Origin of the sequence: Kiloniella sp. (genome assembly GCF_048259265.1) — a bacterium.
In the GTDB taxonomy this organism is placed as follows: Bacteria; Pseudomonadota; Alphaproteobacteria; order Kiloniellales; family Kiloniellaceae; genus Kiloniella.
On record NZ_JBLXHT010000004.1, the window covers coordinates 55501 to 78660 of the forward strand.

The following is a 23160-nucleotide window of genomic DNA, read 5'->3' on the forward strand; positions in this document are numbered from 1 at the left end:
TGTCATTAAGCCTAAAAAATGGCGTTTGACTGACTTAGCTTTCGAGCATCCGGCTGAGAAGCTCAATATCCTCTGCAAACTCTAGGTCTGTGGACTTTAACTCTTCAACTTTCTTCACAGCATGCATAACAGTTGTATGGTCACGACCGCCAAATTTGCGTCCAATTTCAGGTAGCGAACGCGATGTCAGCTGCTTTGAAAGGTACATTGCAACCTGTCGAGGCCGGGCAACGGCTCTGGCACGACGGGCAGAGTGCATATCCGAGACACGTACATTAAAATGTTCAGCGACTTTCTTTTGAATTTCTTCAATTGTCACCCGGCGATCATTTGCCCTTAGAAGGTCGTGCAACACTTCCTGCGTGGTTTCCAGGGTGACCGAGCGCCCAACAAGTGTTGCATGAGCAACAATGCGGTTCAGCGCTCCTTCCAGCTCCCGGATATTGGATGTTATTTTATGTGCAAGAAATTCGACAACCTTTTGCGGGATCTTCACATCCAACTGTTCGGCTTTTGATTCGAGAATGCCCAATCTAAGCTCGTATGTTGTCGGATGGATGTCAGCAACCAACCCCCACCCAAGGCGAGATTTCATGCGTTCTTCAACACCTTCCAGGTCAGAAGGGCTTTTATCCGCAGAAATAATAACCTGACGATTCTGATCAACCAACGCGTTGAAAGTATGAAAAAATTCTTCCTGTGTGGCTTCCCGCCCACCGATAAACTGAACATCGTCGATCATCAACACATCAACTGAACGGAACTGTTCTTTAAAGGACATCGTATCCTTTGTCCGCAAAGCACGAACAAACTGGTACATGAACTTTTCAGCAGAAAGATAAATAACCTTTTTTTCAGGGTGTGCTTTACGAATTTGATGTGCAATAGCATGCATCAAATGCGTTTTACCAAGACCAACGCCCCCATAAAGGAAAAGAGGGTTAAAAGGCACTGCCTCGGCATCAGCAACACGTTGAGCTGCCGCATACGCAAGTTCGTTTGGCTTCCCAACCACAAAATTTTCAAAGGTAAATCGAGGATCCAAAGACCCCGTAATTTGCTGAACTTCGCTTTCCTGCACAGCCTCTACAGGCACACTAGAAGCAACAGGCAAAACCGGTGCCTCTCTCTCTTGGGCGCGCAACACCTCGGGTTCATCCTTAACATCGACGATAGCAGGTTTTGGTACTGGGCGTGATGGAGACAGAACAACAATCTCAACACCGATGGGAGCCCCGATCTCTTCGAGCCAAAGTGCTTGAATTCGATCTTGGTAGTTGCTCGCAACCCAATCGCGCATAAAACGTGTCGGCACAGCCATACGAATAAAGGATTCATCACCAGACAACAATGACAGCGGCTTCAGCCAACTGCGATAAGCGGCCTCACCAACTTCTGTACGCAGCTTTCCAAGCACACGATCCCATTGCTCCTGAAAAGATAAAACCACCTCACTCTGAGCCATATGCCTCCCCGCCCGTACACACTAACAAATATAAATTACACATTAATCGTCACGATTAAGTCCAAATATGAACAAATCAACAAATGAACCAAAGATTCCCGTGTAAAGACAAAATAAAAACGATCCCAAAATCAATAAAATTTTAGGCTTTACTTACACTCTAATTATCAAGGACGGAATAACCTAAACTCGCAGAAATATTATGCAGAGCAAACCATATTTTAATTATGAATTTCCCTTCCCGAGAGGATATAATGTACTCGGCAATGACATTTCATGCAATACGATCAGATCAAGAACATGACATTTTTTCGACAAAAATTCAGTCCTTGGGTATCACCTAAAAGGCGACCCACTAAATCTGGTATGGCCTAACTTCCAAGTAATAAAATTACAACTGGAACACCTGAGAATCCAAGCGACTCCGCATAAAAAAAGTCGCACCCAAAAAGAGTACGACTTTTCTTTCAACCCATCCTATAAATGGGAAGAATAACTTAACCCAGTGCTTTAATGCGTCCGTTTAAACGGGACAGCTTACGAGACACTGTGTTTTTGCGTAAGATACCGGCACGAACACCGCGATGCATTTCAGGTTGAGCAGCTTTGAAAGCTTCCTGAGCAGCAGTTTTATCGCCGTCGCCAATCGCAGCTTCAACACTCTTAACAAAAGTGCGAATGCGACCGAGACGTGATGCGTTCAGTTCATAACGACGAGCGTTACGACGGATCCGGGTCTTCGCAGAAAGATGATTAGCCATCGATAGGCGCCTATTCTTCAGTAATAATGAATCTCGAAAGTTGCGGCGTTATAACGGTGCCTTGTGTGTTCGTCAAGCATGATGAGTCAGTTTTGTGAACATACAATGACGTAATGTATCGTTTTAAGGCTCTCATTTACCTACTGGCTACCCAATTTCTAAACAGAGAACCATTCGATAAACATTGCTAAACCAGCCCTATTAACGGTGTTTCCACTCGGGTTTACGCTTTTCAACAAAAGCCGTCATGCCTTCGCGCCTGTCGTCCAAAGTAAAGGTTGAATGAAAAACCCGTCTCTCGAAACGGAGTCCCTCCGTAAGAGTTGTTTCATAGGCTCTATCAACGGATTCTTTAGCGATCATGGTCACTGGCAAAGAGAAACCTGCAATCTTTTTTGCCGCAGCCAAAGCTTCTTCCATCAAGTCCGCGGCAGGAACAACACGACTTACCAGACCACTACGTTCTGCTTCTTCAGCATCCATCATGCGACCAGTTAGACACATATCCATTGCTTTTGCCTTGCCAATTAAATGCGTAAGGCGTTGTGTGCCCCCCGCGCCAGGAATGGTTCCAATGGTGATTTCAGGCTGACCAAATTTAGCCGTATCTGCCGCGATGATAAAATCACACATCATGGCGACTTCGCACCCACCACCCAATGCATAACCGGCTACAGCGGCTATTACAGGCTTTCTTGTTTTTGCCAGAACCTCCCAATCATCGGTGATAAAGTCTTCCCGATAGGCCGATTGAAAATCCTTTCCGACCATCTCTTTAATATCAGCGCCCGCCGCAAAAGCCTTTTCAGATCCTGTCACAACCATACAGCCAATCGCATCATCGGTTTCAAATTCTGAAACGGCTTTACCCAATTCGTCAATCAAACCGACACACAGGGCATTCAGAGCTTCTGGACGATTGAGTTTGATAAGACCAACACGGTCATGCCTTTCTACAGCGATATATTCATATGTCATTTTAAGCTCGGCTCCTGGTTTCATATTTGCTTGGTTTCAGTTTTGCTGTGCGCAGTATCGTAATTTCTTTAGTAAATATTTCTAATTACAGCTTCGGAACGTATTGCTGGTTCTAGAGATATTTCTGGTTCTGGCTGCACAGTTTTCGATTAGCAGAGTGCCGTATGTTTATTGTGAGGGCGCGAGAATAATTCGCAGAATCGATCTGCTGTTTTCCACACCTTCGAGGATCTCAATTTTCAAAACTTCACCTTCACGAACAAACAATCCTTCACCAACAACGTCCCAACCCAACTGCGGCAATGCCCGGCCATAAAACTCTCTCACATCAACCTGCGACAAATGCCCCGAAGCAAAGGCCTCAACAATACGGCCCTCTGGCTTGTCAAAGACAACCCCAAGCTCTTCCATCTCTTCCATACCCGGAACGATTGGTACACCACCACTACCCGTGAAGAAGCCCCCTTCTGATGCAAGAACAGGACTTGCCACCATTAGCGCACCACCTAGAACCAATCCGAAAAGCGCTTTCGAGGTAATTGGAACAATTCGTAGCATTAGATTAATCATCTTCATCACAACCTTAGCCCTGACAAACGGGACAATAAAAAGTAGAGCGTCCGTTCTGCTGAATACGCTCTATGAGAAACTGGGCATCATCTTTATCATTACACTTTCGACAGGCTTCTCCCTCGCGCCCGTAAACTGACCAAGAATGCTGAAAATACCCCAGCTCGCCTGAAGCCTGAACATAGTCACGCAAACTGGACCCTCCGGCCTCGATCGCTTTATTCAAGACATCACGGATGGTTACCACCAAAAGGTCGGCCTCTTCGGCTGTCAGGCTCTGCGCTTGTCTTTCCGGTGATATTCCTGATAGGTGCAAAGCTTCACAGGCATAGATATTCCCAATCCCGGCGACAACACGTTGATCCAGTATCGTAGCCTTGATATTGGTTTTCTTATTCTTGATTCGCGCATAAAAATCTGGCCCGTTAAACGTATTCCCTAAGGGTTCCGGCCCCAGATCCTTAAAAGCCTTATGGGTTTCAAGATCATTAACATGAACAAGGTCCATCATACCAAAACGACGCGGGTCGCAATATCTAATTTCATCCCCCCCATCAGTTACAAAAATAATATGATCATGGGCCCCAAGGGGTGGACGCTTATCCCCTTGCAAAATTGTCACCCGACCAGACATCCCGAGGTGAAAAAACAAAACCATTTCATCATCAAGATGCGCAAGCACATACTTTGCCCGACGCTTTAACTGCTCAACTTTACGACCAGTTAGCCGCGCTGCCATATTTTCAGGCAAAGGAAAGCGAAGATCATTTCGCCTTTGTGTGACTTTTTTGAGTATACTCCCTTCAAGACTGGGGCGTAAGCCACGCATAACAGTCTCGACCTCGGGCAGTTCTGGCATAACCTTGTTTTCCTTTGCGTTCGACAAGCAGCAGTACTATATCATTCAAGCAGAAACACTAAAGTGCTTTACACAAGCCACAGCAATATAACTGCTCCAGAGCTTCGCAGTTGGAACTTTCTAATGGCAAATAAAACAAACAAACAATCTTCAACAGACACAACTCACTTCGGGTTTGAAGAGGTTTCCGTAACCGACAAAAAAAATCGTGTCCGTGGCGTTTTTGAAAGCGTTGCAAGCAAATACGATATCATGAATGACCTCATGAGTGGGGGGGTTCATCGGTTATGGAAAGCATCTCTGATCGACTGGATTAACCCACAGCCAGGCGAAGCCCATTTGGACGTTGCTGGCGGGACAGGCGACATTGCCATGCAGATTATTGACCGTGTCGGACGCGATAAGGCCGGCCCTGTGACGGTTTGCGACCTGACACCGGATATGATGCTTGTCGGCAGAGACAGAGCCATTGATCAGGGCATTTTGAAGGGACTTAGCTGGACCTGCGGTAATGCCGAGAGCCTTCCCTTTCCAAGCCGGAGCATGGATTCCTACACCATTGCCTTTGGTCTTCGGAACGTGACCCATATTGACTGGGCCTTGGCAGAGGCCAGACGCGTTTTAAAACCAGGTGGGCGTTTCTTCTGTCTTGAGTTCAGCCAAGTTGTCATGCCAATTCTGGATCAGATTTACGACCAGTATTCCTTTAAAATCCTGCCAAATATGGGACAGTTGGTCGCGAATGACCGCGAATCGTACCAATATCTCGCCGAATCAATTCGCCGCTTCCCGCCGCAGGACGATTTGATTTCCATGATGCAGACGGCCGGTTTCGAAAAATGCATCTATAGAAACCACACAGGTGGTGTTGCCGCTATACATTGCGGATGGCGTATCTAGATATTTCAATGAAGTACATTTAATGTTCAAAAATATAGCGACACTTATTCGTCTTTTCCAAATTGCCCGTGTTTTTGCCCGTCACGATGCCTTAGCTGTGCTCGAAGAAAGACGCCTTGTCCCCGGCAAGCTTGCCTCTATTGCGGTGTGGATTGCCCGCAAAGCATCAAAAAAGAATACCGAACTTCGGCCCGGACAAAAGTTAGCCGCTGCGTTAACTGAACTTGGCCCTAGTCATATAAAGCTCGGGCAATTCCTTTCTACCCGCGCAGATATTCTTGGCGATCAATTTACCGAAGATCTTGCTCATTTACAGGATCAGCTTCCGGCTTTTGATGGCAAGAAAGCGATTGCGATTATCGAACGAGAACTTCAAGGCAAGATCGATGACTTCTTCCTAAGCTTTGACGAAACACCCGTTTCTGCTGCCTCTATTGCCCAAGTGCACTTTGCTGAAACTCTGGATGGCGATCTGGTTGCTGTTAAAGTTTTAAGGCCTGGTGTCGAAGAAGATTTCAAAAAAGACCTAACCCTTTTTTATAGCCTTGCTGGATTACTAGAAAAAGCACGTCCCGGACTGAAGCGTTTCAAATTAACTGAAGTCGTTGAGACATTTCACGAGACAGTACGCCTTGAAATGGATCTCCGGATGGAGGCTGCCGCAGCGTGCGAGCTTAGTGACAACTTTGCCGGCGACTACACCTATGACACGCCAGAGATTGATTGGGATAGAACAGCTCGTCGCGTTCTGACCATGAGCAGAATCGAAGGAATCCCGCTAGATGATCGTCAGGCGCTGCTTGATGCCGGACATGATCTGGAAGAAGTTCTAACAACCGCCGCTGCAATATTCTTTAACCAGGTCTTTCGCGATGGTTTTTTCCATGGCGATCAACACCCTGGGAATATGTTTGTCGGCGACGATGGCAGAATCGTCGCTGTCGACTTTGGCATCATGGGTCGAATAGATAAATCAACACGCCACTTTCTTGCCGACATGCTCATCGCCCTTTTGAAACAAGACTATCTCCAACTGGCAAAAGCCCATGTTGCCGCCGGGATGATTCCACCAAATCAAAAGATTGAAACCTTCGCACAGGCACTCCGTTCAGTTTGCCAGCCAATCATGGGGAAAGACCTCAGCGATTTTTCTTTTGCAAAATTGCTCGGCCAGATGCTTCATTTAGCTGAATCATTCGACATGACAATCCAGCCTCACCTGCTCCTACTTCAAAAAAATATGGTCATGGCTGAAGGCGTCAGTAGAGGACTTCAAGAGAACCTCAACCTATGGGCGATATCCCAACCGCTCGTCGAAGAATGGATAATTGAGAACAGAGGACCAGAAGCAATCATCAAAGACGGCGTTACCAGTTTGACCGACAGCCTTAAAACACTCCCTAAATTAATCCATAACCTAGAGGCAGCATCAGGGGTGTTTTCCCAGCAGGGCCTTAGGCTACACGACAAAACTATTCAAGACTTTCACAATGAAAGTAGTGGCACAGCCAAGTGGGCATTTATCATCGCAACTGCAAGTTTCACATTCTCCATTGGATTTGCTGTAAATTTTATATTCTTCAATAGTTAACAATTATTAACATCTACTGTTGACAACTGAGTGATTTAGCCAAAAAATTAATATGTTAATTTACGCAATTTTACAGTGAAATAGTACATTTAATAATGATAGCTGGCAAAAGCATTCTACTGGTGGTTACTGGTGGTATTGCAGCATACAAATCTCTGGAGTTAATTCGACGCCTTAAAGAGCGCGATGTCTCTGTGCGTGCAATCCTTACCAAATCCGGATCTGAGTTTGTAACGCCACTCTCCGTTTCGGCCCTTACCGGTGAAAAGACGTTTGTTGATCTCTTTTCACTTACTGATGAAACCGAAATCGGACACATACAGCTTTCACGCCAATCAGATCTGGTCGTTGTCGTCCCTGCGAGTGCCGACTTCATGGCCAAGATGGCTCAAGGACGTGCAGACGATCTGGCATCCACGGTTCTACTAGCTACAGACAAAGATACTCTTGTTGCGCCAGCAATGAATGTACGCATGTGGGAACATCCTGCCACACAGGCAAATTTACAAATCCTGATCGATCGCGGCGTTAAAGTCATAGGCCCCGATGAAGGCTCAATGGCCTGTGGAGAATTTGGTCCCGGCCGCATGTCTGAACCAGCCGAAATTCTTAAAGCAATTGAAGACTATTTTGCTGCACCGTCACAAAAGCCCCTTACCGGAATAAAGACCCTTGTCACTGCAGGTCCTACTCATGAGGCCCTTGATCCTGTGAGGTATATTGCAAATCATTCATCTGGAAAACAGGGTTATGCCATTGCCAGGGCCATGCAACAACTCGGCGCTGACGTTACATTGGTGTCTGGCCCGACCCAACTGCCCCCTCCAAAAGAGGTAAATTTCATTTCCATCACAAGTGCAGAAGAAATGCTTGCTGCATGCCAAAACGCCCTCCCCGCAGATATTGCCATTTGTGCTGCGGCTGTTGCTGACTGGCGCGTAGCAGAACAGAGTAAACAGAAAATCAAAAAGAAAAGCGGTGAAGCAGCACCAACGCTTAGCTTTGTTCAAAATCCCGATATTTTGGCAACTCTGTCAAAGTCAGGACTAAATCGTCCCAGGCTTGTCATCGGCTTTGCTGCAGAAACGGAGCAGGTAACCGAAAACGCAATCTCAAAACGAGAAAGAAAGGGATGCGACTGGATTCTGGCAAATGATGTATCCCCAGAAACAGGAACTTTTGGTGGAGACGACAATACGCTGTTTTTAATTGATAAAAGCGGTGTCGAAAAATGGCATAAAATGACAAAAGACGCAGCAGCAGAAAAGCTGTCCAAGCGTATAGCAGACTACTTAACCCTCAACGCTTGATAACAAGCAAACATGTCAGGAAGAACTTGTATGAACGTAGAGATTTCGATCATTCGTCTCTCTCATGGAGAAGGTTTACCCCTTCCCTCTTATGCCACCCCACAATCAGCTGGGATGGATCTTCTTGCTGCCGTTAATAAAACAATCGAATTGGCACCGGGCGATCGCACACTGGTTCCAACCGGCCTCAAAATCGCACTGCCTGATGGCTATGAGGCTCAAATAAGACCGAAATCAGGCTTAGCACTAAAACACGGAATAACTCTGGTAAATACGCCGGGGACAATAGATGCCGACTATCGTGGAGAAATCGGCGTTATTATGATCAACCTTGGCAAAGAAACCTTTACTATCGAAAGAGGCATAAAAATAGCCCAGATGGTAGTGGCTCCCTGTATTCAGGCTAGTTGGTCCGCGGTAACTTCACTTGAGAAAACATCACGTGGAGAAGGCGGTTTTGGATCAACAGGCGTCTTTGCTCAGGAATAAAAGGGACTGGGACACAAAAAAATGCTTCGGCTATCAAAAAAGCTACTCTTTGCAATAGAAGCGGTGGTAGATATCGCTTATCACGCAGGTTCTGCACCTGTACGATCAACTGAAATATCACGTCGGGAAGGCATTCCAAGACGCTATCTTGAACAGGTGCTTCAACAACTAGTGCACAATGGTGTTCTTGCCGGACAACGGGGACCTCGCGGGGGTTACCGCCTCGCAAAGGAAAGAAGACGGATAACTGTCGGCGAAATTATCCGCGTTGTCAGAGATTTGGAGGGTGCATCAGATCCTGCCAGCGACAACGAGGGGTCTGACATCGGTATCAATGTCGTTCGTCCTATCTGGGTTGACATGCAAAAGGAAATAATGGAGCGTTTCGACAAAATAACCATTGAGCAACTTTGCGACGAAGCACGAAAACAAAACATTCCCAGTGAGGCCACAGCCGCAATGCCTGATTTCAGTATTTAATCAGGCGGTCTCTTGGGGTCGTATAGCGAGAAACCATGAAGACCAAAAACAACACCTTATCTTCCTCTTTCCGAGGCAAAATATACGATTCGATCCTTGATACGATCGGCGCGACACCACTGGTGCGTTTGCAAAAACTTGCCGACGCTCACGGTTCAGGAGCTGAAATACTCGGAAAGTGTGAATTCTTTAATCCGCTAGCATCGATTAAAGATCGTATTGGCTTTGCCATGATTGAAGCACTGGAAGAATCCGGAGAGCTCGACAAAGATACCGTTATTATCGAACCAACCAGCGGTAATACAGGTATCGCCCTTGCCTTTGTTTGTGCGGCAAAAGGTTACAGGCTGATCCTGACAATGCCAAAAACCATGTCTGCAGAACGTCGCAAAATGCTGCGTTATCTCGGCGCAGAATTGGTTCTTACAGATGGCGCGCTAGGTATTAGTGGCGCAGTTGCACGTGCCGAAGCCTTGGTCAAAGAATTGCCCAAAGCAGTTATGCCTCAACAGTTCATGAACAAAGCCAACCCAGCAATCCACAGAATCACAACCGCCGAAGAAATCTGGCACGACACAGCCGGTCAGGTCGACATGGTTGTTTGCGGCGTTGGGACTGGCGGCACTCTGACCGGTGTTGGCGCTGTTCTTAAAGAGCTGAACCCGGAAGTGAAAATGGTTGCTGTTGAGCCCGAAGACAGCCCTGTTCTTTCTGGCGGACAACCCGGTCCTCATAAAATTCAGGGGATTGGTGCAGGATTTATTCCTAGCATTCTCGACACTGGATTGATTGATGAAATCATTCGAATCGGAAATGATACAGCCTTCAGAACTGCTCGCGAAGCAGCAGCTCTTGAAGGACTGCCAATCGGAATTTCTTCTGGCGCTGCTCTTGCAGCAACACTGGAAATTGGTGGTCGGCCAGAAATGATGGGCAAGAAAATTGTCACCATTTTACCTTCTTTTGCTGAACGCTATTTGAGTACTGATCTTTTTGAAAATAACTAACTGTCTGAAATCTTAACCAGTTGAAAAAATGCACTCAGATAAAAGTGCACATATACCAAACGGAAATTTGAAACGTGAACGAGCAATTGGAAGACGAGCTAACAGACGATCAAATTGACCGTTATGCTCGACATCTTGTCCTTCCAGAAGTAGGCGAAGAAGGACAACTAAAGCTTCTGCGTTCAAAAGTTCTCGTTATCGGTGCTGGGGGATTGGGCTCCCCCCTTTTGCTTTATCTTGCTGCTGCTGGCATTGGGACCATCGGCGTTGTCGATGATGACGTTGTTGATCTGTCAAACCTGCAGCGCCAAATTTTACACGATACAAATCAAGTCAATCACCCCAAGGTGCAATCCGCTAAGTCGCGTCTGGCCGCGATCAATCCGGACATAGATATCCAGCCACACCACTTCCGTCTGGATTCAGGCAACATTGATGATTTGATTGGTCAGTATGATTTGGTAGCCGATGGGTGTGATAACTTCAATACTCGTTATCTAGTCAATGACGCCTGCTATCGGCAAAAGGTTCCTCTGGTCTCCGCTGCAATCATGCGCTTTGACGGACAACTGACAACCTTTCGGGCTTTTGAAGAGGGAGATAAACCCTGCTACCGATGCCTTTTTGGCGATGAACAGGTCGCGGAAAAAGGCAGTTGCGCTGATGTTGGCGTACTCGGCGCACTGGCAGGCACAATGGGCAGCCTACAATCTGTTGAGGCTATCAAGGAATTACTTGGAATTGGCGATAGTATGAGTAACAGCCTGTTACTGTACGATTCTCTGGGAACATCATTCCACAAAATGAAAACCAAGCGCGATCCTGCCTGTAGTTTGTGCGGAACTGCTAAGTAGAACCAGATAACTTCATCACTCCCTATATTCCTCCTTAATTCCAATAAGATAATTCATGGAATCTTCAATATTATTTAAGAAATACAAACTACCGTTGCTGAAACTTAAAGACTCCATAATGTAGCTGTTTTCACAAAACAGCATTAACATAAAAAACAGTACCGTACTTTAAATGATAAAAACCTTCCGAATTCTTGCCATCCTTACCTTTTTCATGACCAGCCCGGCATACGCGTTCCAAATTTTTGTATCTGTGCCAGGAAAGACCATCACTCTTGATGTCGAGGCTTCTGATAAAATTGAAGAAATCAGGATTAAAATTCAAAACAAGGAAGGAATAAGCCCCCCCCAACAAAAACTGACTTTCTCTGGCCAAGTCCTCTTAGATGGCAAAACACTCTCGCATTATAATATACAAAAAGAATCTACGTTACAGCTCGTCATTATTAGCAACGAAATAGACGTATCCAATAATGCTCAAGCAGCTGTACAGGCATCCATATCAAACTCACAATCTATCGTACTCACCAACAATATAGGTGCCAGAATTACAACGATTGGCAGCCCTTCAGGTATTAGCCGTTCGACCTCCACAGGCGCGGGGCGTGATGCTCCTGGTGGCACTGGCCGTACACCCCCCCAATCTGAGTTAAACCAAATCACGCTGTTTACTGAGAACTTTGAGACGGGAGCCAATAGTTCATCCACAAAAGGAAACTCCGCACGAGAACTTGCGATGTTGGCGTCCTTTGATTCAAGTGTGACATCCATATTCGCTGCTCCTCAAACTGATTCTCAAAATGAAATTAAATCCAGAACAGATCTATCAACAGACCTACCTTGGACAGTTTGGGGGCACGGTTCTTATAACAGCATTGAAAACAAGCGTGATGAAACGAATGATGACAGCCGGTTTACGGGTGATGTCTGGGGGTACAATATTGGATTTGATTACAGCCTGAATAATACAACCTACGTCGGTTTATCATTGGGTTATTCAGATAGCGGCCTTTCAACATTGTACAACTCTGGAACTTACGATGAAACCAATTGGTCCCTAACCCCGTATGCTGTGTATCAAGCAACTGATAACATCAAGCTTTCTTTTCTTGGTGGATATAGTATCGGAGATATAGAACAAAGTCGTAATAACGGATCTGTGACATCAAACACAAACAGTTCCATGCTCTACGCTGGTATAAATGCCAGCTACAAAATTCAACCTGTACAGAATATCCCTTTTGCGATCTCAACAAAATTAGGATTAACAGCACTTAATAAAGTCGTCGATGCCTATACGGAAAGCGACGGCACTAATGTCGATAAAACAGTATCTAATACTTGGCAAATACAACCAGGGTTAGAGGCAAGTTATAGCTTTATCAGTGATCAAGCAGAAATTCAGCCCTTTGTTAAAGTGGATTTCATTCATGATTTCAGAGATTCTATAAACAATGATGATAATGCCTATGACTTTGGAGGTGGTATACGTATTAACACCCCATCAATGGGATTGAACGGTATAATCGAAGGGCAATCACAAATAGGTCGTGATGATTACAGCGAATATTCAGTGAGCGGACTATTGGCTTATGGTTTCTCGCTCGGTGATGGTCATTCAAAGACATCAAGCTTTTTGGAACCATTTGTTAAATCGAGTTTTATAAACGACGCGCAAATTTACGGGACAGGAATAACCTACCAACATGAAACAGGGTTGATAGAAGCCGACTTTGACGTATCCCATACAATGGAAACAAACAGCCAAGAAGGCTATACTTCGGTACTTCTTGGCGCAAAAATCAATTTTTAATTCCATATCATCCGTAAAAAATTGCTAAAGCAGCTTTTCTATGGGATAGCCAGAAAAATGTTTGGATGTGTTTAGCACGACATGACTACTGATGTTCATCACGCCTGGTGTGTCCGTCGCGTCCAGTAGATGATCGTTTATTTCGTTGTATCGTCCCATATCAGGGGCAACGATGCGTAAACAGAAATCAAAAGACCCACTGACCATATAACATTCGACAACTTCCGGGATCTTTTGCACATAATCCTGAAAGGCCTTGAATTGATCCCGGCTATGGTCTTTGAGGGTCACCGTCGCGATGACCATGACAGAACGACATACCCGTTCCAGATCAAGCATTCCAAAATAGGGACCGATAAAACCGCGTTCTTCCAGTTTACGTACCCTGTTCAAACAAGAACTTGGCGATAAGTTCACTCTGTCAGACAAATCCTGATTGGTTATGCGGGCTTCTTGCTGAAGAATCGAAAGAATCTTTTGGTCTATTCGATCCAGTTGCTGACTAAATGACATTTACAGGCCTTATTTTTACCAGACTATACATTACAGAACGCAGTTTCATTCTAGATACACAGAAAACTATTCTCTAGAAATCCTTATTTTCTCTATACATCAAGCTTGAAAATTAATCAAAATACTAACGATATCTGTAAATACCTATTGCAAAGAACAAAACAAAATATAATTCGGTATAGCTTATTTAAACCGCAGTATCTGCAGTTAAATAGAGCGACTTCGATAAGACCTTCGGCAGATTCTGCGATAAGCTTATTTAACTGAGTGAAACAACGGCGTTAGAAATTCGCCAACAACAAACTCGCCGAGCAATGCGTAATACACAGGTAATATACTGGGACGCCTGATCAAAAATCAGGCACAGATCCACCAAAGGAGCATATAATGTCTAACGTTCTTCCTGGCCGCGAAGCCATGATGACCACCTACAACCCGCCAAACATCGCCTTTGAAAGAGGTGAAGGAACCTGGCTTTACGCAGAAGATGGTACAAAATATCTCGATTTTTATAGTGGGATTGCCGTTTGCGCTTTTGGTCACGCGCACCCGCATCTGGTTGCTGCGCTGAAAGATCAGGCGGATAAATTCTGGCATTGTTCCAATATGTTCCGGGTCACACAATCAGAAACACTGGCAAAACGCCTAACAGACAATTCTTTTGCGTCAAAAGTTTTCTTTAGTAACTCAGGTGCAGAAGCCAACGAATGTGGTCTGAAAATCCTCCGTAAATATCAAGAAGCCAAAGGTCGTCCGGAACGCAAACGTATTATCGGTATGTCCAGCGCCTTCCATGGTCGGACACTCGGAACAATTGCTGCCGCGGGGAATCCTGCGCATACGGCTGGCTTCCTGATGGAAGATGAAGGTTACGATCAGGTTCCTTTTGGCGATCTTAAAGCACTGGAAGCTGCAATCACAAATGAAACAGCTGGTGTCATTCTTGAACCTGTTCAGGGTGAAGGTGGTATTCGCCCGGGTACAGCCGAGTATCTGCAAGGCGTTCGCGCCCTTTGCAACAAGCACGATATCCTGATGATGGTTGACGAAGTCCAGTGTGGCATGGGTCGTACGGGTAAACTCTTTGCCTATGAATGGTCTGGTATTGAGCCTGACGTTATGTCCCTTGCAAAAGGTATTGGTGGTGGGTTCCCTCTAGGGGCTTGTCTCGCAAATGACAAAGCAGCAGAAGCAATGATTTTCGGCACACACGGCAGCACCTATGGCGGCAACCCTCTTGCTGGTGCCGTTGGCAATGCTGTTATGGATCTCTTGATGGAAGATGGTTTCCTTGCCTCTGTCACCGAGAAATCGAACAAAGTTCGTGCTCAACTTGAAGAGCTTATTGCGAAACATCCAAAAGCGCTGGTTTCCGTTCACGGCCGTGGCCTGATGATTGGCCTTAAATGTGCAATCCCAAATGGCGATGTACTGCTTGAACTTAGAAACGAAGGCATGCTCTGCGCAAAATCCGGGGACAATCAGATCCGCTTCCTGCCACCGCTCAACGTTTCTGATGACGAGCTGGATACTGCGATCGAAATCCTTGATCGTGTTTGCACGAAACTAACAGCCTAAGGAAAACGGTCGATGACTTATACTCCTTTGCTCGAATGGATCGATGCGCAACAGGACAATATGCTTTCGGAAGTTTTGGCGCTGAGTGAAATCAATTCCGGAAGCGCTAATATTCCGGGAATTGAAAAGGTCATCGACCGACTTTCTGACTTTGCATCCTCACTAGATGCAGAAGAAGAACGTCTTGAGTTGCCACCCAGGACAGATGTTCTTGATAGTGGCGAGATTGTCAAAAGCGAAAGCGGTCCTCTGCTGCGCCTAACAAAATGGCCAAACGCCAATCGCCGCATTCTTTTGGTTGGGCACAGTGATACCGTCTATCCCAAAAACCATAGTTTCCAGCACTGTACCAAGCTTGATGAAAATACCATCAATGGTCCCGGCGTTGCTGACATGAAGGGTGGTATTGTTGTTATGCTAACTGCATTACAGGCTCTTGAGCGCAGCCCCTATGCCGGTAATATCGGTTGGCAGGTTATTATCAACCCGGATGAAGAGATTGGCTCTTTTGCATCGGCACAACATCTGGACCAAGCCGCCAGAGCAGCCGATGTCGGTATGATTTTTGAGCCCGCATTGGCCGATGGTACATTGGCTGGGGCACGTAAAGGCAGCGGGAACTTTGCTCTAACGGCTCGTGGACGTGCCGCGCATGCTGGACGCGAACATCACCTCGGCAGAAATGCCATCGCAGCCCTCGCCCGGGCGATCTCACTTCTGGATGGCCTGAACGGTCAGATGGAAGGCGTCACGATTAACGTTGCTAAATTGACAGGCGGTGGACCGAATAATGTGGTTCCCGACTTTGCTTTATGTCGCTTTAACATCCGCGTGCCAAGCCCGGAAGGGCAAGCCTGGGCAGAAAAAAAATTGCACCAAATCATTGATGAGATCAGTCAGGCCGACGGTATTTCACTTGAACTACATGGTTCCTTCGGGCGGCAACCAAAGGTTATGGACAAGGCTCACCAGCAACTCTTCTCCCTACTGAAAAGCTGCGGAGATGATTTGGGCCTTTCAACAGAAGCAAAAGCGACAGGCGGGTGTTGCGATGGCAATAATCTCGCGGCTGCTGGTCTTGCAAATATAGATACCCTGGGTGTTCGTGGTGGCGCAATTCACAGCACAGATGAATTCCTGCTGATCGACAGCCTGAGTGAACGCGCCAAACTTTCTGCTCTTCTGCTCTTTAAACTCGCAGCAGGCGAAGCCAATTGGCCCGACCGTACAACCACAGCCTAATTTGGCTGACAAATCCGGGGAAAACGTCCCAATGTTAATTATCAGACCTGCTCGACAAAGTGATCTAGGTGATCTTATGGATTTGTCCCACGCTGTGGGAACAGGCATGACATCCATGCCAGCCAACGAAGGTTCTTGGCTTGAAAAGCTCACCCGGTCAGAAGCCAGTTTCAAATCCCCTGCAATGGGACCACAAGGTGAGATTTACTTTATGGTTCTTGAAGACACAAAAACCCAAAAGGCGGTTGGCACCACAGCTGTATACGCCGGGGTTGGGTTAAAGTACCCCTTCTATTCCTATAAGATATCGACATTGGTCAATGCCTCATCCGAGTTGGAAACAACCCGTAAAATGAAGGTCATGATGCTAGTGAACGACTACACCGGCGCAACTGAGATTGGATCGCTTTATCTTTCCAAAGAATACCGCCAGCCCGGTATCGGTCAGTTTCTGTCCAGATGCCGTTATTTAACTTTGGCGGATTTCCCGGATCGTTTCGGCGACATGGTGATGGCCGAAATGCGTGGCTGGCAAAACAATGATGGCTCGTCCCCATTCTGGACACATCTCGGCGAAAAATTCTTTGGCATTGCTTTTGAAAACGCAGACAAGATTTCTTCTGTCAAAGGAACCCAGATCATTTCAGATCTGATGCCAAAGTACCCGATCTATATCGATCTGCTTCCGGAAGAAGCGCAGGAAGTTATTGGCAAACCCCACGAATCATCCAGCCCGGCCTTGCGCCTGCTTGAAAAAGAAGGCTTCAACTTCAACGGTTATGTTGATGTTTTTGACGGTGGTCCCTCTGTAGAGGTTCCAACCAGAAACATTAAAACCTTACAATCAAGTCGTGTTGTATCTGTTAGCGGCACAACAGAACAGGTCGCAGCAGAAGATCAATCAAATCTTTATATGATCAGTAACGCGAATATCGATGCTTATCGTATGTGTCTTCAACCCGCAGAGCTGGACGACACGAAATCAATCAAACTTACACAAGAAACGATCGACGCGCTCCGCCTGAAAGATGGCGATGAAGTACGTTACGTAAAATTCCGGGAGAACAAGTCATGAGCCTAGCACAGAAACTTTATATCAATGGCGCGTGGCGCGATGGCAAAGGCAGCACGCTTTCCTCGACCAACCCAGCAAACAACGAAATTATTTGGCAAGCAACCTCGGCAACAGCAGACGATGTAAACGATGCGATTATCGCAGCACGTTCTGCGCTGCGTGGATGGGCACTCGCCTCATTAGACAGCCGCATTGAAATCATCACAAAATACCGTGATCTCCTCAAAGAGCGTCAGGAAGATATCGCCGTTGCAATCGCAATAGAAACCGGGAAACCACTTTGGGAAACAAAAACCGAAGCCGCCGCAATGATTGGTAAGGTTGCCCTATCTCTAGATGCTTTCGAAAAGCGTACAGGCGATCATGAAAATCAGATGGGCGAAGGCTTGAAAGCAACTCTACGTCATAAACCTCACGGCGTTGTTGCCGTCTTTGGTCCCTACAATTTCCCCGGCCATCTCCCTAACGGGCACATCGTACCATCCCTGATTGCTGGTAATACGATCGTTTTCAAACCCAGCGACCTGACCCCGATGGTTGCCGAAGTTATGATGCACGCGTGGCATGACGCCGGACTTCCTGCTGGTGTTCTCAATTTGGTACAAGGCGCCAAGGAAACAGGTATAGCCCTCGCCGGACATGATGGCATTGATGGCCTCTTTTTCACTGGTAGCTCAGCAACGGGTGAACTTCTACACCGCCAATACGCAGGTAAAACCGGTAAAATTCTGGCTCTGGAAATGGGCGGTAACAACCCACTGGTTGTTATGGAGGCAAGCGATCATAAAGCTGCTGCTTATCACACCATACAATCAGCCTATGTCACCTCTGGACAACGTTGTACCTGTTCTCGCAGGTTGATCGTCCCAACAGGGGCAGAAGGCGATAAGTTTATCGAAACTCTTACAGCACAGATTGATGGCATCAAAGTCGGACAGGATGATCAAGATAATCCACCCTTTATGGGGTCTTTGATTTCCAACGCCGCAGCGGATGGCATGCTTGCAGCACAAGATAATCTTGAGAAACTGGGCGGTAAAGTTATCAAGCGCTTGGAACGCCTTTATGAAGGAAAGCCATTTTTAACACCCGGCTTAATTGATGTTACAGCCATTACAAATCTTCCTGATGAAGAATATTTTGGCCCTCTCCTCCAAATTATCCGCGTTGCTGATTTTGATGAAGCCATTGATGTCGCAAACAACACCCGCTTTGGTCTTTCCGCTGGGATTCTAACGGATAGCAAAGGCCTTTGGGAAAAGTTCTGGGTCGAAAGCCGTGCCGGAATCGTGAACTGGAACCGTCCGCTGACAGGTGCCAGTGGATCAGCACCTTTTGGGGGTGTTGGTGCCAGCGGCAACCATCGCCCAAGTGCTTTCTATGCCGCGGACTATGCCGCTTATCCTGTCGCTTCTCTTGAAGCCGATACGCTTAACGTCCCTGCACAGCTGACACCTGGGATCACCCTACAGGAAAAGGGATAAGCTGATGACCTACTACGAAGTTAACTTTGACGGCCTTGTGGGCCCGACACATAACTTTGCAGGTCTTTCCTATGGCAACATAGCATCCGATAAATCAGCCAAAGGAACCTCGAGTCCCAAAGGTGCTGCCTTGCAAGGGTTGGAGAAAATGAAAGCCTTGGCAGATATGGGCATGAAGCAGGGGGTTTTACCACCCCAGGAACGTCCTCACCTGCCAACCCTTCGCGGTTTGGGTTATAGTGGAAACGACGGTGATATCCTTAAGAAAGCCGCAAAAGAAAATCCGGCTCTATTTGCAGGTACTTGCTCTGCCTCTTCAATGTGGGTTGCCAATGCGGGAACGGTATCTCCGCGTCCGGATACAAAGGACGGCAGAACACATTTCACCCCGGCAAACCTGATCTCCATGTTTCATCGCTCTATTGAGCATCCGACAACAGGGCGTACGCTACAGACGATCTTTGCCGATGACAGCCGCTTTGCTCATCACCCTGCCCTACACGGCAGCCACCATTTCGGGGATGAAGGTGCCGCGAACCACACCCGTTTTTGCACCAACTATGGCGACCCCGGCGTAGAGTTCTTCGTTTATGGTGTCGAAGCCCTGCACAAAAACGCGCCGGGTCCGAAAAAATTCCCAGCCCGACAAACCTTAGAAGCCTGCCAGGCTGTTGCCCGCCTCCACGGCCTATCTGAAGATCGGGTTGTTTATGCGCAACAGAACCCCGATGTAATCGATCAGGGGGTTTTCCATAACGATGTTATCTCGGTTGGCAACGGACGAGTCCTGTTCCATCACGAAAAGGCTTTTCTCAATATCGATGCTGTCAAGGAAGAGCTGAATAGGAAGCTCCCGAACGGTGACATGATTTTTGTCGAGGTTCCCGACAATCAGGTATCTGTTGAAGATGCTGTGCAAAGTTACCTCTTTAACAGTCAGCTGATTTCACCTTCAGGCAGTGGCAGCAATGCCATGACCTTGATAGCCCCTATCGAGTGTCAGGAAAATCCACGGGTAAAGAAATACCTGGAAGGTCTTGTTCAACAAGGTGGGGCCATTAGTAATGTAGAGTTCTTCAATCTTCGCCAATCCATGAAAAACGGTGGCGGTCCGGCATGCCTTAGACTGCGTGTTGTCCTCAGTGACGACGATCTCAAGAATCTGGGAGCGCGTGTTCTTCTTGATGAAGCCCTCTACGAAGATCTAAAGGCTTGGGTTTCCAAACACTATCGCGATGAACTCTCACCCAATGACATCAAAGATCCAGCACTTCTATGCGAAGTTCGCGCAGCCCTCGAAGAACTAACCAACATTCTAAATCTTGGAAAACTATACGATTTCCAGCGGGCTTAGGTCGGATTCCCGTCCTGACTTAAGCTTCTTTTATCCCGGGTGATCATCGCATCACTCGGGATCTTTTTTGACTCTACGAGCCATGTTTAACTCCAAGATTAGTCTTTTCCTAATCGGGTTAATCTCGACAAAGGCTTGTCTCATAAAGATCAGATCGTGTAGGCCGCATTCCGGAATGCCCCTTGGTTCTTTTAGTGGCGACGGTCTGGAAGATATTCAGAGTTCCCCGTGTGAAGGCTAATGACACGCCAGTCAGGTAGAGCACCCATAGGCGGTAGCGTTCTTCACCAGCTTCTGCAATCGCTTCTTCTTTTCTCTCAGTCAAGCGACGGGCCCACAACTCAGTGGTTTTGGCGTAATGCTCGCGCCATGCTTCGACGTCATGGACCTCGAAACCATGTGCTTCAAGGTTTTTGGCAGTCATGCCGATATGATCAACTTCCGCGCCGGGGAAAATATATTTGAGCATCGAATTATATTCCGGGCGCTTTCGATTGAACTTCGCATCGCTTGTTTTGCCCCTACGGGTAATGGCGTGATGCAAATAAATTCCGCGCGGTTCCAGCAAACGATTAACCGTCAGATAATATTCCCGGTGATTTTCTATGCCCACATGTTCAAACATACCAATGGATGAAATCTTATCAAAAGTGCCTTCAAGCAAACGAAAGTCCTTGAGTTCAACCGAGACCTTATCTTCAAGACCTCTCTCTTTGATCCGCTGCTGTGCCAGAGCCAACTGTTCTTCGGACAAAGTAACCCCGACAGCAGTGACGCCAAAGTGTTCAGCCGCATGGCAGATCAACGCGCCCCAACCACATCCGATATCCAGCAAGCGATCCCCGGGTTTCAGGCGTAGCTTGCGACAGATCATATCCAGCTTGTCGCGCTGTGCCTGTGCAAGATCATTAGCCCAGTCCGTAAAATAGCCACAGGTATAAACCATCTCGGGATCAAGAAAGAGCTCATAAAACCTGTTCGACACGTCATAGTGATAAGCAATGTCGTCCTGCTTGCTACCCCGGCCCGACGTCTCGCCCTGACCATCCAGTTGAACGTTCTGTTGATCCGTGCGTGCAAAGAGAAGCGGAAAGAGGTTTCGCAGTAAAAGGCTTTTATTCAGGCTTTTAACCAGCTTCTTAGTTTTGCCTTTGGGGCGACGTTCGGCCAAATCAAAAAGTGTGCCGCCACGAATATCCAACCCACCTGAAAGATAGAGGTCAATAACCGTCTTAAGTTTTGGCCGCCGGAGTAATTTCGTTAAAACCGTTCTGTCTGTTAGGGCCAGACGTAGGTTATTTTTTTCAGCATCAGAAGGCGGAACAAGAGACCCATCCCAAAGTTGAAAAGAGAAATCCAAACCAAGTTTTTCGTGGAGATGCGAAAGTGCTTTTCTGACGCTTTCTAGCGAACGGTCCTGTCCCATAACAGACATTACTAATCCTTTGATAAATCAAACAAGATTGCACCACCCCCATCAAAAGCTTACTCAAGCAAATAGCCAGAAGCAAATACTCTATCCGGCACCACTGAAAATTGATCAGAACGATGATAATTAAACCATTATCATCGTTCCACACTTACCCAATCAACAAAGGTTCTAAACATACATTGAGAGATAAGTATCAGCTTGTAATTTAGCTTTCCGCGTCCTATTTAGCTTCGAAGAGATGTCACGTTTAAGTAGACAAAAACACCCAGATAACTTCTAAGGTAATTGCCTTAGGTAATTGCCTTAGGTAATTGCTTTGCTTGAATATAAAGAAGCAGGTATGTAGGCTGTTCTTAATTTATTATTGCCTGCAACCTCCCAACCAATTGAGATGTGTTTACAATGGATATTATTCTAGGGCCTTTGATTACTGTACTCGTGATTGCGCTCGATCTATTCAAATGGGCTGTTATCCTTTCGGCAATTCTAAGCTGGCTCGTTGCTTTCAACGTGATCAATACAAGCAACCAGTTTGTCAGTATGGTTGGGGAGTTTCTCTGGCGTTTAACAGAGCCTGCGCTTCGGCCGATCAGAAGTATCATTCCCAATATCGGCGGCATGGACCTGTCCCCAATCGTACTTTTACTGGTCATCATATTCCTACAAAATGTGCTCATTAACCTCCGCATCAGTTTTGCGTAAAACAGCTTAAATCTGGCTTTTCAACAAAGAAGGTATCGCGTTATGTCCCATTCTCTCAATTTGAGCAGTCGCGATGCCCTCTTGATCATTGATGTACAAAACGATTTTTGCACAGGTGGGGCTTTGGCGGTGCCAGAAGGTGAAGCCATTGTCCCTGTTATAAACAAGCTAATTAGCCGCTTTCCCCACGCGCTTGCCACACAAGACTGGCACCCCGAGGGACATTTATCTTTTGCTTCATCCCACGAAGGGCAAGCCCCTTACGAAATGATAGAGCTTAGCTATGGCCAACAGGTTCTTTGGCCGGATCATTGTATTCAAGGAGAAGCCGGATCAACCCTGCATAAAGATCTCAATAAAAATGCCTTGGAACTAATCCTGCGTAAGGGCTTTCGGAAAGAAATCGATTCCTATTCCGCCTTTTACGAAAATGACAAAAGTATCTCTACGGGCCTCAGCGGATATTTGAAAGAGCGCGAGATCACGCGCGTATTCCTTTGCGGCCTTGCAACGGATTTTTGTGTGTATTACTCAGCAATAGATGCCATCAAGCAGGGGTTTGAAACCTTTGTGATTGCCGACGCCTGTCGAGCAATTGATCTGGATGGGTCATTGGCTAAAGCGATGGATCACATGCGGGAATCAGGCGTTGAAATTTTGAGCTCTGACGAGCTTTAACCGGATTATCCGATCAATCAATTCA

At 46.6% G+C, this 23160-nt stretch carries 22 protein-coding genes; 15 read left to right on the forward strand and 7 right to left on the reverse strand.

The window, feature by feature from the left end:
* Positions 1-34: 34 nt before the first annotated feature.
* The 5 genes from dnaA to mutM all read right to left on the reverse strand — a co-directional run bounded on the left by dnaA (position 35) and on the right by mutM (position 4633).
* On the reverse strand, positions 35-1465 hold the full coding sequence (gene dnaA, locus ACN0QW_RS08460) for a chromosomal replication initiator protein DnaA (protein WP_417430527.1): 1431 nt from the start codon (positions 1463-1465) through the stop codon (positions 35-37).
* Positions 1466-1962: 497 nt separating this feature from the next.
* On the reverse strand, positions 1963-2226 hold the full coding sequence (gene rpsT, locus ACN0QW_RS08465; RefSeq protein ID WP_299378107.1) for a 30S ribosomal protein S20: 264 nt from the start codon (positions 2224-2226) through the stop codon (positions 1963-1965).
* Between the two features lie 201 nt (positions 2227-2427).
* On the reverse strand, positions 2428-3204 hold the full coding sequence (locus ACN0QW_RS08470; RefSeq protein WP_417430530.1) for an enoyl-CoA hydratase: 777 nt from the start codon (positions 3202-3204) through the stop codon (positions 2428-2430).
* A 168-nt stretch (positions 3205-3372) separates the two neighbouring features.
* Positions 3373-3780, reverse strand: a complete 408-nt coding sequence (locus tag ACN0QW_RS08475; protein WP_417430532.1) for a hypothetical protein — start codon at positions 3778-3780, stop codon at positions 3373-3375.
* Positions 3781-3787: 7 nt separating this feature from the next.
* A complete protein-coding gene (mutM, locus tag ACN0QW_RS08480) occupies positions 3788-4633 on the reverse strand; it encodes a bifunctional DNA-formamidopyrimidine glycosylase/DNA-(apurinic or apyrimidinic site) lyase (RefSeq protein ID WP_417430534.1) in 846 nt (281 codons plus the stop codon).
* A 123-nt stretch (positions 4634-4756) separates the two neighbouring features.
* On the opposite strand from mutM, the gene ubiE reads away from it, so the two are divergent.
* From ubiE to ACN0QW_RS08520, 8 genes are all read left to right on the forward strand, one after another.
* Complete coding sequence (ubiE, locus tag ACN0QW_RS08485) at positions 4757-5533, forward strand: bifunctional demethylmenaquinone methyltransferase/2-methoxy-6-polyprenyl-1,4-benzoquinol methylase UbiE (protein ID WP_417430536.1); 777 nt, start codon at positions 4757-4759, stop codon at positions 5531-5533.
* Between the two features lie 22 nt (positions 5534-5555).
* Positions 5556-7124: a 2-polyprenylphenol 6-hydroxylase gene (gene ubiB, locus ACN0QW_RS08490; protein ID WP_417430538.1), complete on the forward strand. Its 1569-nt coding sequence runs from the start codon at positions 5556-5558 to the stop codon at positions 7122-7124.
* A 95-nt stretch (positions 7125-7219) separates the two neighbouring features.
* Positions 7220-8434 (forward strand): bifunctional phosphopantothenoylcysteine decarboxylase/phosphopantothenate--cysteine ligase CoaBC, encoded by a 1215-nt coding sequence (coaBC, locus tag ACN0QW_RS08495; protein ID WP_417430540.1) that lies wholly within the window; start codon positions 7220-7222, stop codon positions 8432-8434.
* A 30-nt stretch (positions 8435-8464) separates the two neighbouring features.
* A complete protein-coding gene (gene dut / locus ACN0QW_RS08500) occupies positions 8465-8923 on the forward strand; it encodes a dUTP diphosphatase (protein ID WP_299374220.1) in 459 nt (152 codons plus the stop codon).
* Between the two features lie 21 nt (positions 8924-8944).
* Positions 8945-9403, forward strand: coding sequence for an RrF2 family transcriptional regulator (locus ACN0QW_RS08505; RefSeq protein WP_299374217.1), 459 nt, complete (start codon positions 8945-8947; stop codon positions 9401-9403).
* A gap of 35 nt (positions 9404-9438) precedes the next feature.
* Entirely contained in the window at positions 9439-10410 is a 972-nt protein-coding gene (gene cysK / locus ACN0QW_RS08510; protein WP_299374215.1) for a cysteine synthase A, read from the forward strand.
* A 74-nt stretch (positions 10411-10484) separates the two neighbouring features.
* A complete protein-coding gene (locus tag ACN0QW_RS08515; RefSeq protein WP_417430543.1) occupies positions 10485-11264 on the forward strand; it encodes a HesA/MoeB/ThiF family protein in 780 nt (259 codons plus the stop codon).
* A gap of 172 nt (positions 11265-11436) precedes the next feature.
* Positions 11437-13077, forward strand: a complete 1641-nt coding sequence (locus tag ACN0QW_RS08520) for an autotransporter domain-containing protein (RefSeq protein ID WP_417430545.1) — start codon at positions 11437-11439, stop codon at positions 13075-13077.
* A gap of 24 nt (positions 13078-13101) precedes the next feature.
* Here ACN0QW_RS08520 and ACN0QW_RS08525 read toward each other — a convergent pair whose 3' ends face one another.
* The gene (locus ACN0QW_RS08525; protein ID WP_299374208.1) at positions 13102-13590 is read right to left on the reverse strand and encodes an Lrp/AsnC family transcriptional regulator; all 489 of its coding nucleotides are present in this window, start codon (positions 13588-13590) and stop codon (positions 13102-13104) included.
* Between the two features lie 387 nt (positions 13591-13977).
* Here ACN0QW_RS08525 and ACN0QW_RS08530 point away from each other — a divergent pair, with 387 nt between their 5' ends.
* Genes ACN0QW_RS08530 through astB form a run of 5 tightly spaced genes read left to right on the forward strand, consistent with a single transcriptional unit; the run spans position 13978 to position 20323 of the window.
* Positions 13978-15168, forward strand: coding sequence for an aspartate aminotransferase family protein (locus tag ACN0QW_RS08530; protein ID WP_417430548.1), 1191 nt, complete (start codon positions 13978-13980; stop codon positions 15166-15168).
* A gap of 12 nt (positions 15169-15180) precedes the next feature.
* On the forward strand, positions 15181-16410 hold the full coding sequence (locus ACN0QW_RS08535) for a hydrolase (protein ID WP_417430550.1): 1230 nt from the start codon (positions 15181-15183) through the stop codon (positions 16408-16410).
* A gap of 31 nt (positions 16411-16441) precedes the next feature.
* The gene (locus tag ACN0QW_RS08540) at positions 16442-17485 is read left to right on the forward strand and encodes an arginine N-succinyltransferase (RefSeq protein WP_417430552.1); all 1044 of its coding nucleotides are present in this window, start codon (positions 16442-16444) and stop codon (positions 17483-17485) included.
* Positions 17482-18969, forward strand: a complete 1488-nt coding sequence (gene astD, locus ACN0QW_RS08545) for a succinylglutamate-semialdehyde dehydrogenase (protein ID WP_417430554.1) — start codon at positions 17482-17484, stop codon at positions 18967-18969. Before ACN0QW_RS08540 ends, astD begins: the two co-directional genes overlap by 4 nt.
* Before the next feature lie 4 nt (positions 18970-18973).
* Positions 18974-20323 carry an N-succinylarginine dihydrolase gene (gene astB / locus ACN0QW_RS08550; protein WP_417430556.1) on the forward strand — a complete coding sequence of 450 codons (1350 nt, stop codon included), beginning with the start codon at positions 18974-18976 and terminating at the stop codon, positions 20321-20323.
* A gap of 118 nt (positions 20324-20441) precedes the next feature.
* On the opposite strand, the gene ACN0QW_RS08555 is transcribed toward astB, so the two are convergent.
* Entirely contained in the window at positions 20442-21758 is a 1317-nt protein-coding gene (locus ACN0QW_RS08555) for a class I SAM-dependent methyltransferase (RefSeq protein ID WP_417430558.1), read from the reverse strand.
* A gap of 399 nt (positions 21759-22157) precedes the next feature.
* Between ACN0QW_RS08555 and ACN0QW_RS08560 the strand changes: the two genes are divergently transcribed.
* A complete protein-coding gene (locus tag ACN0QW_RS08560; RefSeq protein ID WP_417430560.1) occupies positions 22158-22457 on the forward strand; it encodes a YggT family protein in 300 nt (99 codons plus the stop codon).
* Between the two features lie 42 nt (positions 22458-22499).
* Positions 22500-23135, forward strand: a complete 636-nt coding sequence (gene pncA / locus ACN0QW_RS08565; RefSeq protein ID WP_417430562.1) for a bifunctional nicotinamidase/pyrazinamidase — start codon at positions 22500-22502, stop codon at positions 23133-23135.
* The last annotated feature ends 25 nt before the right edge of the window (positions 23136-23160 follow it).